The organism is Pseudomonas taeanensis MS-3 (assembly GCF_000498575.2).
In the GTDB taxonomy this organism is placed as follows: domain Bacteria; phylum Pseudomonadota; class Gammaproteobacteria; order Pseudomonadales; family Pseudomonadaceae; genus Aquipseudomonas; species Aquipseudomonas taeanensis.
The window spans coordinates 315,178-327,328 of the sequence record NZ_AWSQ01000001.1 but is presented as its reverse complement, the minus strand read 5'-3'; the positions used below and the strand labels follow the sequence as shown (position 1 = coordinate 327,328).

11 protein-coding genes are annotated in these 12,151 nt (G+C 62.5%); 7 read left to right on the top strand and 4 right to left on the bottom strand.

Translation table 11 applies throughout. The features are described from left to right. Window positions 1–18: 18 nt before the first annotated feature. The 3 genes from TMS3_RS01370 to TMS3_RS01360 are packed head-to-tail and all read right to left on the bottom strand — an operon-like array spanning window position 19 to window position 4,068. The gene (locus TMS3_RS01370) at window positions 19–1,578 is read right to left on the bottom strand and encodes a BCCT family transporter (protein ID WP_025163445.1); all 1,560 of its coding nucleotides are present in this window, start codon (window positions 1,576–1,578) and stop codon (window positions 19–21) included. A 47-nt stretch (window positions 1,579–1,625) separates the two neighbouring features. Continuing rightward, on the bottom strand, window positions 1,626–2,615 hold the full coding sequence (locus tag TMS3_RS01365; RefSeq protein WP_025163444.1) for a membrane dipeptidase: 990 nt from the start codon (window positions 2,613–2,615) through the stop codon (window positions 1,626–1,628). A gap of 10 nt (window positions 2,616–2,625) precedes the next feature. Further along, window positions 2,626–4,068, bottom strand: a complete 1,443-nt coding sequence (locus TMS3_RS01360) for an aldehyde dehydrogenase family protein (RefSeq protein WP_025163443.1) — start codon at window positions 4,066–4,068, stop codon at window positions 2,626–2,628. A gap of 93 nt (window positions 4,069–4,161) precedes the next feature. Here TMS3_RS01360 and TMS3_RS01355 point away from each other — a divergent pair, with 93 nt between their 5' ends. From TMS3_RS01355 to zapE, 7 genes are all read left to right on the top strand, one after another. Next, entirely contained in the window at window positions 4,162–5,064 is a 903-nt protein-coding gene (locus TMS3_RS01355; protein WP_025163442.1) for a LysR family transcriptional regulator, read from the top strand. Between the two features lie 178 nt (window positions 5,065–5,242). Beyond that, window positions 5,243–6,964 (top strand): hypothetical protein, encoded by a 1,722-nt coding sequence (locus TMS3_RS01350; protein ID WP_025163441.1) that lies wholly within the window; start codon window positions 5,243–5,245, stop codon window positions 6,962–6,964. Beyond that, a complete protein-coding gene (locus TMS3_RS01345) occupies window positions 6,964–7,710 on the top strand; it encodes a DUF3726 domain-containing protein (protein WP_025163440.1) in 747 nt (248 codons plus the stop codon). The genes TMS3_RS01350 and TMS3_RS01345 overlap by 1 nt, the downstream gene beginning before the upstream one ends. A gap of 102 nt (window positions 7,711–7,812) precedes the next feature. Next, window positions 7,813–8,547 (top strand): sulfite exporter TauE/SafE family protein, encoded by a 735-nt coding sequence (locus TMS3_RS01340; RefSeq protein ID WP_025163439.1) that lies wholly within the window; start codon window positions 7,813–7,815, stop codon window positions 8,545–8,547. Between the two features lie 257 nt (window positions 8,548–8,804). Next, window positions 8,805–9,530, top strand: coding sequence for a hypothetical protein (locus TMS3_RS24925; protein ID WP_152985464.1), 726 nt, complete (start codon window positions 8,805–8,807; stop codon window positions 9,528–9,530). A 61-nt stretch (window positions 9,531–9,591) separates the two neighbouring features. Then, entirely contained in the window at window positions 9,592–9,945 is a 354-nt protein-coding gene (locus TMS3_RS24405) for a GFA family protein (RefSeq protein ID WP_083491678.1), read from the top strand. Window positions 9,946–10,283: 338 nt separating this feature from the next. After that, window positions 10,284–11,411 carry a cell division protein ZapE gene (gene zapE, locus TMS3_RS01330; protein ID WP_025163437.1) on the top strand — a complete coding sequence of 376 codons (1,128 nt, stop codon included), beginning with the start codon at window positions 10,284–10,286 and terminating at the stop codon, window positions 11,409–11,411. A gap of 412 nt (window positions 11,412–11,823) precedes the next feature. On the opposite strand, the gene TMS3_RS01325 is transcribed toward zapE, so the two are convergent. Continuing rightward, window positions 11,824–12,147, bottom strand: a complete 324-nt coding sequence (locus TMS3_RS01325; RefSeq protein WP_025163436.1) for a DUF3392 domain-containing protein — start codon at window positions 12,145–12,147, stop codon at window positions 11,824–11,826. Window positions 12,148–12,151 lie beyond the last annotated feature (4 nt).

Sequence of the window (12,151 nt, the reverse complement as noted above, 5' to 3'; positions counted from 1 at the left end):
TCCCTCAAAAGGTGGGGCTTAGAGCCCTTGTTCGTCGGCCATGCGCCGGGCGATCTGCGGTGCGTTCCACAGGGCCGGCAGCAGCACCAGGGACACCGGCACGGCGGTGATGACGATGAACGACTGCAGTGCGCTGATGCCGCCCGAACCGATGGAGATCAGCAGGGCCGCCACCACACCCATCATCACGCCCCAGAACACGCGGATTTCCGAGCGTGGGTGATCGGTGCCGGTCATCACCATGGAGATGGTGTAGGTCATCGAGTCACCGGTGGTGGTGACGAAGATGATGGTGAGGATCAGGAACAGCACCGAGATCAGGTAGCCCAAAGGCAGCTGCGCGGTGATCGCCAACAGGGCGCCGGGCAGGTTGAAACCGGCGAAGGCTTCGGACACCGAACCGGGGTTGCTCAGCTCGAAGGCCAGGCCACTGCCACCGACGATGGTGAACCAGAAGCAGGTGATCACCGGCGCGGCTATCGCGATCATGGTCACCAGCTCGCGGATGGTGCGGCCACGGGAGATACGCGCGACGAACATCGCCATCAGCGGGCCATAACCGAGGAACCAGCCCCAGAAGAACACCGTCCACCAGTCCAGCCAGGCCGGGTCGGCGCGGAAGGTGGCCATCGGGATGAACTTGTCCAGGTAGATGCCCATGGACTGCACGTAGGCATCGAAGATGAACGCGGTCGGGCCGAACAGCAGGATGAACAGCATCAAGGCCACGGCCAGTACCACGTTCAGCTGACTGAGGATCTTGATCCCACGGGTCACCCCGGACACGGCGGAAATGGTGTAGGTCGCCACCAGTGCGCCGATGATGATCAGCTGGGTGCCGTAGTCGTTGGTGATGCCGAACAGCTTTTCCAGGCCGAAGCTCACCTGCAGGCCGAGGAAGCCGATCGGGCCGATGGTGCCAGCGACCACCGCCAGCACGCAGCAGGCATCGATCAGGGCGCCGAACCAGCCGGTCATGACGCGCTCGCCGAACACCGGGTAGAGCAGGGTGCGCGGTTTGAGCGGCAAACCTTTTTCGTAGTGCAGGTGCATCAGCACTATGCCGCTGAGGGTGCCGAGAATCGCCCAGGCGAGGAAGCCCCAGTGCATGAAGCTCTGTGCCAGCGCGTTGTAGGCCGCCTGCGGGGTGCCCGTCTCACCGCCGTACAGGGGTGGTGGCGAGAGGAAGTGGGCCATCGGCTCGGCCGCCGCCCAGAACACGCCGCCGCCGGCGAGCAGGGTGCACATGATGATCGACACCCAGGTGTAGGTGGGCATCTCAGGCGCAGCCAGGGCGCCCAGGCGCACGCGGCCGGTGCGGCCCATGGCGAGGAACAGGCCGATGACGAAGGTCAGCAGCAACAACACCTGCCAGTAGGCGCCAAACACCTTGGTCGACCAGGCGAAGGCGGCGTTGACCCACTGGGTCATCAGCTCGATGTCGAGCAGCGCGAGGATGGCGAACAACAGCACGGCGCCGCCGCTCATCAGCAGTACCGGTACATCCACATCATGCAGCAGGGAGCTTTTGCCACTGTCGACGGCCCCCATCTGGGCCGCCTGCGATTTGCTATTCATAGTGTTCTCCTGACAAGAGTTTTGTACTTGTTGGTTGTTCAGGACAGTTACGGGGCAGGTTTGAGGCCCTGCTCCAGGGTGTTGAGCCAGTTGAGACCCATCACCTTGGCGGTGTCTTCGGCGCTGAAACCGCGCTGCAGCAGGCCTTGGGTGATGTTCGGGAAGTCGCGGCTGTCGCCGAACCAGGTCAGCGGCTTGGGCCAGTCGGCGTTGCTCGCCGAGCCTTCGCCGTAGTCGACCTGCTTCGACCAGCGGCCGCTGCGCATCCACTCCAGCACCGACTGCGGCTGGTTCTGGCACAGGTCGGTGCCGATGCCGATATGGTCGATGCCGATCAGGTCGGCGGTGCGTGCGACCATGTCGCAGAACTGCGCCAGGGTGCAGTCCGAGCCGTTGTGCAGGTGGAAGGGGTACAGGCTGAAACCGAGCAGGCCGCCGGACTGGCCCAGTTCACGCAGCACGGTCTCCGACTTGTTGCGCTTGGCCGGATGGAAGAACTCCGGGTTGGCGTGGGAGATGATGATCGGCCGGCTCGACAGCTCGATGGCTTCCAGGGTGCTGCGCTCGGCGCTGTGCGACATGTCGATCAGCATGCCGACGCGGTTCATCTCGGCGATGGCCTGCTTGCCGAAGCGGGTGATGCCGCTGTCGCTGCCCTCGTAGCAACCGGTGGCCAGCAGGCTCTGGTTGTTGTAGGTCAGCTGCATGATCAGCAGGTTGAGCTGGCGGAACACCTCGATCAGGGCGATATCGTCCTCGATCGGCGAGCAGTTCTGCGCGCCGAAGAAGATCCCCACCTTGCCCAGCTCCTTGGCCCGGCGAATGTCGGCGGCGCCTGCCACCGGCATGATCAGGTCGCCGTGCTGCTCGAAACGGCGGTTCCACTCGCCGAGACGGCTGAGGGTCTCGCGGGCGTTCTCGTGGTACACCAGGGTCACATGCACCGCAGTGACCCCGCCCTGGCGCAGCTGGGTGAACAGCTCACGGTCCCAGTTGGAGTACTGCAGGCCGTCGATGACTATCAGGTCGTCATGCATGGCAGCGTCCTCAAGCACGGATGTAGGTGGTCTTGACCACGGTGTAGAACTCGCGGGCGTAGGTACCCTGCTCGCGCGGGCCGAAGCTGGAGTTCTTCCGGCCGCCGAACGGCACGTGGTAGTCGGTGCCGGCGGTCGGCAGGTTGACCATCACGCAGCCGGTCTTGGCCCGGCGCTTGAAGTCGCTGGCGTACTTCAACGACTGGGTCATGATCCCGGCGGTGAGACCGAAGTCGGTGTCGTTGAGGGTGGCCAGGGCCTCCTCGTAATCAGCGACCTTGATCACGCAGGCGATCGGACCGAACACCTCGTCGCGGTTGATCTGCATGTCGTTGCGGGTCTCGACGAACAGCGCCGGGCGCATATAGAAGCCTTCGTACTCTTCCTCGATGCGCTCGCCGCCACAGGCCAGCACTGCGCCATCGGCCTTGGCCTGCTCGATGTAGCGCAGGTTCTGTTCCAGCTGCTTGCCGTCGATCACCGCGCCAATCTGCGTGCCTTCGCGCAGCGGGTAGCCGACCTTGAGCTGCCCCATGCGCTCGACCAGGGCGGCGACGAAGCGGTCGTGCATGCCTGCGGTGACGATCAGGCGCGAGGAGGCGGTGCACTTCTGCCCGGTACCGAAGAAGGCGCCGTTCAATGCGCAGTCCACGGCCAGGTCGAGGTCGGCGTCGTCCAGCACGATCAGGGCGTTCTTGCTGCCCATTTCCAGCTGGCAGCGGACGAAGTTGGCGGCGGTGGCGCAGGCTACCTTGCGGCCGGTCTCGACCGAGCCGGTGAAGCTCAGGGCATCGATCTTGTTGGAGTGGATCAGCGCGTCGCCAACCGTGGCGCCGCTGCCCATGACCAGGTTGAAGGTGCCAGCCGGCAGGCCCTGGCGGGCGATGATTTCGGTCAGCGACCAGGCGCTGGCCGGTACCGCGTTAGCTGGCTTGAATACCACGGCGTTGCCGAAGGCCAGTGCCGGGGCGATCTTCCAGGCCGCGGTGGCCATGGGGAAGTTCCACGGGGTAATGATGCCGACTACACCGACCGGCTCGCGGCGGGTTTCGATTTCCACGCCCGGGCGCACCGAATCGGCGGTCTCGCCCATCTGCCGCAGCACTTCGGCGGCGTAGTAGTGGAAGAATTGGCCGGAGCGGTAGACTTCGCCCATGCCTTCGGCCAGGGTCTTGCCTTCTTCGCGGGCCAGCTGCTCGCCGAGTTCGGCCTTGCGAGCGATCAATTCGTCACCGATCGCGGTCAGCACCTGATAGCGCTGCTCCAGGCCGCTGCGCTGCCACTCGAGTTGACCGGCGATGGCCGCGTCGAGGGCCTGCTCGATTTGCCCGGCGTCGGCCTGGGCGTAATCGCCCAGCACATCCTGGATGTTCGCGGGGCTGATATTACGGATAGTCGCGGAGCCCTCGAGCCACTCGCCATTGATGTAGTTAGCAAAGATATCGCCGGACATATGCACCTCCTCTCAAACTGTTAACGAATGGTAGGCGCGGTTTTCAATAAACTAAAATCAGTAGTAAATATTGTTTGATAAGGAAAACTTACCATGCTACCCGAGCTAAAAATCGCCCAGCTGCGGCACTTCGTCTGGGTGCATGAGCTGCAAGGCTTTCATGCCGCCGCGGAGAAGGCGCACCGCACGCAGCCGGCGATTTCCCTGTCGATCCGAGATCTGGAGGGCAAGCTCGGCCAGTCCCTGTTCGAGAAGCGCAATGCCCGCGCGGCCAGGCCGGAGCTGACCCCCTTCGGCGTGCAGTTCATGGCCTACGCCAAGGAGCTGCTCGCCCACCATGACCGGGTGATCAAGGACATGAGCCTGATCGCCCAGCACAAGTCCGGGCACCTGCGCATTGCCTCGGTGCCGTCGATCGCCAGCCGCCTGCTGCCGGATATCCTCACGCGCTTTATCGGCGACGCCACCGACCTGCACGTCAGTCTGTTCGACGACAGCTCCGAGGTGGTGCTGGCGATGGTCGAGAACCAGCAGGTCGACTTCGGCATCGCCAGCCTGTGGGAGCAGGACAGCGACATCCGCTTCATTCCGATCTGGGAGGACAGCATCGGCGTGGTCTGCCGCAGCGACCATCGCCTGGCTGGCGAAGCCGAGTTGAGCTGGCAGCAACTGCGCGGCGAGCGGCTGATCGGCAACGGCACCTCGCGTCTGCTGGCTGGCACCGAGGCCGAAGAGCTGGTGGCCGACGCGCAGTTCTATATGTCCAACATGATCTCGCTGCTGGCCATGCTCGAGGCCGGCATGGGCATCACCACCCTGCCGCGTTTCGCCTTTCCGCCGGAACACAGCCAACTGCGCTTCATTCCGCTGAGCGAGCCGCTAGTGACGCGCGACATCGGCATCGTCTGCCTGGCCAATCGCTCGCTGCCGGTGGCTGCCCAGGCGCTGTTCGACTTTATTCTGCGTGACAACGAACTGGACCCGAGCGCGCTTTAATCTGATCGAGATAGCCTTCTAGATAAGTTTCCCTTATCGGCTGATAGGGCGATCTGAATTGCCCTGCGTCGACCGTTGGACCACCATCGACGGCAGATAACAACAACCCGCCGTGCCCCGCTTGGCCCTCAACAGGCCGCAGTGCCGGGTACGGCTTGCGCCAGTCGAGGTCCAGCCCATGAGCACTCCTTCCTGCATCGATCCCGGCAAGCGCGGGGCACAGGCGATCCGCCTGCGTCCGGCCCATGTGGTCATGGACCTGGAACGCCTCGGCAGCCTGCACCAGAGCCGCCTGAGTTTCATGCGCTGCCTGGTGCGCAAGATCATGCGCGAGGGCTGGCAGATCGAGGCGCGACGTTTCGAGCTGGATGCCGAGGGTTACGGCACCGTCATCTACCGCATCCAGACCACCGGAGACCTGTTCAGCTTCGTGCTGTTTTCCCAGTACCTGGACCCGGACAAGCGCAACGACCGGGTGATCGCCAGCGAGTGGGACCTGACCATGGCGCTGTGCGAGGGCGAGGTGGACGACGCTTACGTCGAGTACCTGCGGCAAAACGTGCCGCTGCAGGAAGCCGGCCGCCTGGACTCACGGGTGATGGTACTGTCGCGGGCCAATCGCAGCGTGCGCAACTTCGACAGCGTGGTGGCGGCTCTGAGTGCCGGCCAGCAACCCGAGGTCGAGCAGATCGCCCGGGTCGGCTACCTCTATCGCACCACCGCGGTGTATGGCAGCGGCAAGCTGGGCATGGCCGACTGGGAGAAAGTCAGCAGCAAACATCCGGACTTCGCCCGGCCCTTCGCCGCCGAGATGTTCAACTGCTTCATGCTGCGCAACTTCAGTCTGCAGCAGGCCGAGCACATCGCCCGCCAGCGCGCGCCTGAAACGGCCGTGGCGCTGCAGCCGCAGCTCAAACGCTACTTCGGCATCGGCAATTCCACCGGTCTGGGCATGGCGCCCTACCTGATCAATCACCCGCAGCTGATCAGCCGCTGGATCGAGATGCGCGAACTGGCCCTGGCGCGGGTGCGCGGCCTCGGCCAGGTCACCGTCGAACGTCTGGCCCGCCTGCAGGTGCTGGTCGAGCGCGGCACCCTGCATATCCAGCAGACCGTCACCGAGGACGACTGGCAGACCGGCAACAACCGGGTGGTGCTGGAAGACTTCGCCGCGCTGCAGGACTGGCTCGCCAGCCACCCGCTGCACAGCTGGGAGCAGTTGACGAACTGGGCCGAGCAACAGCTCAGCCTGCAGGGCCAGGAGCTGCTCAACTGCATCCTGCTGGAACTCTACCCGGAGCTGGTGGACAGCCTGGAAGACAGCTTTTCCCTGGTCGAGTCCCTCGAACTGCAACCGCAGATGCCGGCCGCCGAGCTGCAGGCGCTGATCGAGCGGCACTACGCCTGGGCCCTGGCCATCGACTTTACGGCCGACGGCGCCAGCGAAACCTTCTGGTATCGCTCCGAGGAGAAGCAGGAGCCGCGCCTGGGCAACTGCAACCTGGAGAGCGGCCGCGACAAGCAGATGCCCCTGGGCATCGGCTACCTGGCGCAGCAGTGCCATCGCCAGCTCGGCGCCTACCTGGCCGAGCATCCCGCGCAGTGCACCGCCAGCTTCCTCCTCCGTCACCCCGAGCAGCGCGGCATCGTGCGGCGTATGCAGAGCATGGCCAAGACCCACTACGGCGAGATCCAGGCCAACCTGCTGGACCGCGAGGTGCTGCCCATGCACCTGCTGCGCTGCAAGCTGGCCTTCTTCGGCGTCAGCAAGTTCGATCCGCGCTCGCGCCTGTGGGTGCGCAACACCATGTTCCAGGGCGCGCCGCTGCTGGAGGATATCGGCCAGCCGTTCGAGGACGACTGGTTCCTGCCCCTGGCCCCGACTGCGGAGAAGCGCTGATGCTGATTTCGTCGAATGAACTGACCTCCCTGCTCAAGCGCGTGTTCGAAGGCATGGGCTATCCCGTCGGCTACTACGAGGACGCCGCCGGCCTGGTGAAATGGCTGCAGGTGCATGGCGAGCAGGGCTTCGGCGAACTGCAGCGCGCCTTGCCCTATGTCGCCGACAGCCAGCGGCCGGCGCTGGAACTGCTGGCCGAGGAGAGCCAGGCGCTGCTGTTCGACTGTCATGGCCGCAGCGGCCTGAACTGCCTGCCGAGCATCGTCGAACTGGCCCAGACCAAGGTGCTGGAGCAGGGCTGCGTCAACGTCAAGGTGCGCAACTGCCACAACCGCAAGTTCATCCTCAAGCTGCTGGTCGACTGCGCCCGTCAGGGCATCAGCGGCTTGGCCTACTGGCAGAACGGCAAGCAGCCGGTCAGCGAGCATGTTGCCAGCATCGCCGTCGGCGCCCGTTACCCGAGCTACAGCGAGGCGTTGCTGGTCGATCCCGCCACCGCCGACACCCAAACCCTGACCCTGCTACTCAGCACCCGCATCGACCTGCAGGGGCAGTTGCACGGCAGCGCGGGTCAGCGCAGCGGCTACCGCCAGGTCAGCCCTGAACAGTTCGCCCGCGCCGGCGAGGGCGCCCTGGAAGGCGGCATGGATATCTCCATCGAGCTCTGGCAACAGCTCAACCAGTTGGCCGAAGCGGTGCTGGTGGAGAATTCCGAGCAGTCGCGCAGCGGCGCCGGTGGCCGTTAACAGGCCGTTGAAAAACGACTGCGCTCGGCTGACGTCGCCTGGCTTAGCCTTCGCTCGCTACATTTTTCAATGGCCTGATAAGGCACCAGGTGGATATAGGCCTTGATCGACTACAGCGGCAGCGAATGCCTGGCGCTGTTGATAGTGCTGGGCGGCAGCCTGGTGCAGGGGCTGCTGGGCATCGGCTTCGGCCTGCTGGCGGCGCCGCTGCTGTATCTGCTCGAGCCCAGCTATGTGCCCGGGCCGATCCTGCTGCTGGGCTTTCTCCTGGCAAGCTGCATGCTGCTTGGCAACCGCCAGTCGCTGGCCTGGCGGCGGCCCTTGCCGGCCATTCTGGCGCGATTGCCCGGCGCCTGGTGTGGCGGCCTTCTGCTCGGCGTGCTGCCCAGCGCCTGGCTCGGTTTGTTGCTCGGTGCCTGCGTACTGCTGGCGACCCTCACCAGCTACCGCTGGCTGGAAGTCCGCTGCAATCCACGCAACCTGGCCATCGCCGGCTTCTGCTCGGGGCTGATGGGCACCGCCACCTCGGTCGGCGGCCCGCCCATGGCCCTGGTCTACCAGAGTTGCAGCCGCATCAGCGCGCGCGATGAGCTGGCCGCCTTCTTCCTGCTGACCACCCCGGTCTCGGTGCTGTTCCTGCTCTACCAGGGCCGCATGCCGCTGGATTACCTGCACAGCACACTCAAGCTGGCGCCTGGCGTAGTGGCCGGTTATGCCCTGGCCCGTTGCCTGGACGGCCGCTTCGACAAACGCAGCCCGCGCCAACTGTTGCTACTACTCTCCCTGCTGGCAGCGAGTGGTTTATTGATGCACAGCCTGTGGCGGCTGTTGGCTTAGGTGTGAGGCCGAAATGTTTGAGCGGCGGCCCGGTGAGTCTGGATAAAAACAGCCGGTGGACAGCTTGATGGCAAATCAGTAATTTCGCTGGGGCTTACCGTCTATATAGCGTTGCCCCGAGTGATGTTACGTGGTCCGCGACCACCTCTGAGCTAGACAAGGACTTATTAGGGCGACAAGGAGCGAGCATGCGACATGCCGACACGATAGAAAGCGCCGTATGGCATATCGCCTAATTACTAGTTAGGTTGCAAATAATGGCAAATCGAGCGCAGCTATATGGGTACCTAGGAAATAGCTGTTCTCATTGTGGCAAATCCGTTGACGAAATGGTTGCCCGCTATGGCACATTTAACCGGATGTTCGAATTTCATCATGTAGATCCGTCTGAGAAGCATCCTCAATACTCGGCGTTAATGAATAGGACGTTGTCAGCTGATCAGATTGAGGAAGTTGATAAATGTGTTCTTCTGTGCAGGGAATGTCACGGTATTGTCCACGCACAAAATATCGACGGCTCCATTGAGATTAGATCACGAATTGGAACTCGTTATGTAAATCAGAAAATGCATGGGTGGTTTGTTGTCGACAACGTTGACAGCACCATGAAATTTATTTCCAACGATAGAAATTTGCTTCAGCCATGTTTCGTTACACTTGGTGCTGGTGAACCACAAGAATACTTTGTGCTCGAGCTCATGCAGGAAAACCGAATGTTTAATTGGCTGCGTGATCTTGAGACTCATCAGAAAATAAATGTAAATTCATCATCAGATGGTACGCTATTGCTTGAGATAGTGGCTGTTGCAGAAAAAGTAGCAAATGTCCGCATGGCCCTGGGCTTTCCGCTACTAGCAATGAATTTTGATATCACTGTGGGAGATTCTTCTTACCTGTGGCTTCGTAACGGTATGCTGCTAACGAAGGAGGGCAAGCTGTATTCCAAAGGAGAGATAAACTTCCCTCTAGGTATTAGAATTTAGAACAGTAGAGCTAAAGGGGCGGCCCCTTTAGCTTAATCGTTAGATTACCCAAGGTGATTATGTGGCTCGACAGAAAGGAAGTTGTCATTGTGGCGCAATAAAGTTCGAATTCTCTGCCCCGGTCATCGAGAATGGCTTGCGTTGCAACTGCTCTATTTGTCAGCGCAAAGGAGCCATCATGAGTGCTTTCACTGTAGCATCCGATGAGCTGATAATCACCGCCACGACGGGTGCTCTTTCGACTTATGAGTTTGGCAGCAATGCGGCAAAGCATCATTTCTGTAGCAAGTGTGGAATCTATCCATTTCATCAATCAATGAGCGCGCCAGGGTACTACCGAATTAATCTCGGTTGCGTTGAAGGGCTCAACTCATCTTTGCTGCCATTTGAGGTTTATGATGGCGCGTCTATTTAAGCAAGTAGCCCGGATGCAATCCGGGGATTCGTAGCGCGGGTTCAGATCAGCCCCGGATTGCATCCGGGCTACCGGCTAGTGGCGGCCCGCCAATATGCTAATCAGGAAGAACGACAGCGAGATCGCCTGGGAATGGTTTGGTGGAAAACGCTTCTCGGTTTCCACCCTACGCGCACTCGGGGGTTGTGTTTGGTGGACAACGCTTGCTTGTCCACCAGTCTCTGCGATTGGCCGCGTCTCTATAGCTAGGGCGGTCGTCGCCGTGATTCCGCACGCCAGCTATGACCCTGTAAAATAGCCGCCGCCATTACGGGCTGGGTTAAGCGAACGGTAGTTGTATGGATCTGGCGTCACCCCTGGCGGCCTATAGGCATGCCATCGAGCAGCAGGGCTTCGAGTCGGATCAGGCGCAGTGGCGGGCCGCGCAGTTGCTGGAAGACTGCCAGCAGGCCCTGCATCAGCCTGACAGCGCCGGGCAACCACTGACCGGGGTGTATCTCTGGGGGCCGGTGGGGCGCGGCAAGACCTGGCTGATGGATCAGTTTCACCGCAGCCTGCGAGTGCCGGCGCGACGCCAACACTTTCATCACTTTATGAGCTGGGTGCATCGGCGCCTGTTTCAGCTGACCGGCACGCCCGCCCCTTTGCAGGTGCTGGCGCGCGAGTTGAGCGAAGAGGTGCGGGTGCTGTGTTTCGACGAGTTGTTCGTCAATGACATCGGCGATGCGATGATTGTCGGGCCTTTGCTGCAGGCGATGTTCGAGGCCGGAGTGGTGCTGGTCGCCACTTCCAACCAGCCGCCGCAGCAGCTGTATGCCGAGGGCTTCAACCGCGAGCGCTTCTTGCCGGCGGTCACGGCGATCGAGCAGCACATGCAGGTGCTGGGTATCGATGGCGGCCAGGACCATCGCCTGCATCCGGGCGCCGCGCAGCCGCGCTACTGGGTGGCGCATCCAGAGCAGCCGAGTGGCCTGAGTGAGCTGTTCGAACAATTGACGCCAGGCCAGCCAGCCTCGACCGAGCAGATAACCCTGGGGCACCGGGCGATCAGCGTGGTGCGACGCAGCACGACGGCGCTCTGGTGTCGCTACGCCGAGTTGTGCGAGCAGCCGCTGTCGGCCCTGGATTTCATTGGTCTGTGCGATCGTTACTCGGCCATTGTATTGAGCGAGGTGCCCAACCTCAGTGCGCAGCAGCGCGCCGCGAAGATAGCCCGTGGCACCGAGGATGGCGTCGAGCGGGTACAGGCCGGCGACCGCGAGTTACCCGAGTTGTCGGTGCACGACGACAGCGTGCGGCGCTTTATCGCCCTGGTCGATGAGTGCTACGACCGCCGCGTACCGCTGTATCTGGAGGCGCAGGTGCCGCTGGATGAACTGTATACCCAGGGTTATCTGGCCTTTCCGTTTCGCCGCACCCTCAGCCGCCTGCGCGAGATGCAGTTGCAGCGCTTCGCCGAGGCGTGAGCACGTAGCCCGGATGCAATCCGGGGATTCGTGGCACAGGTTCAGATCGGCCGCGGATTGCATCCGGGCTACCGTCTGGTGGCGGCCCGCCAATATGCCAATCAGAAAGAATGACAGCAGCAGCGCCGGCGCCAGGTCGAGCAGATCCGCGCGGCCATCGAGGGCGCATTCCGCTGGGCGTCGTGCAATACCGTTGCGAAGAGCGCCGGCGTCTGTAGCCGTCGTGGCCTGAACCCGGCCTGTAGGAGCCAGCTTGCTGGCGATGCTGGGTGGCTGTGCGTGACGACCGGCGCCGGATCGCCAGCAAGCTGGCTCCTACGCGGGGAGAGAATCGAGGCCCGGATGGCATCCGGGGATTCGATCAGGTGTTCGCCGATCAGCCCCGGATTGCATCCAGGCTACCTGCTACCTGCTAGTTGCGGTCCGCCAAGATGCCGATCAGGAAGAACGACAGCAGCAGCACCGGCGCCAGGGTGTAGTTGTTGAAGTGGCCGAGGCCCTGGGCCAGCCAGGGCGTGAGGAAGATCATCGCCAGGCCGTAGCCGACCGCGCAGAGCAGCACGAACAGCAGGGTGCGCAGGAAGAAGTTGAGGCCGCCGATGCTGCGTTGCACCCAGGCATTGATGCCGGGGCCGAACAGCACCAGCAAGGTGGCCATGATAGCCAGGGAAATGTCGTACAGGTGGCTACGGCTCCAGCGAGACAGGGTGGCGATCAGGTCGAGTAGCAGGTCCAAGTGA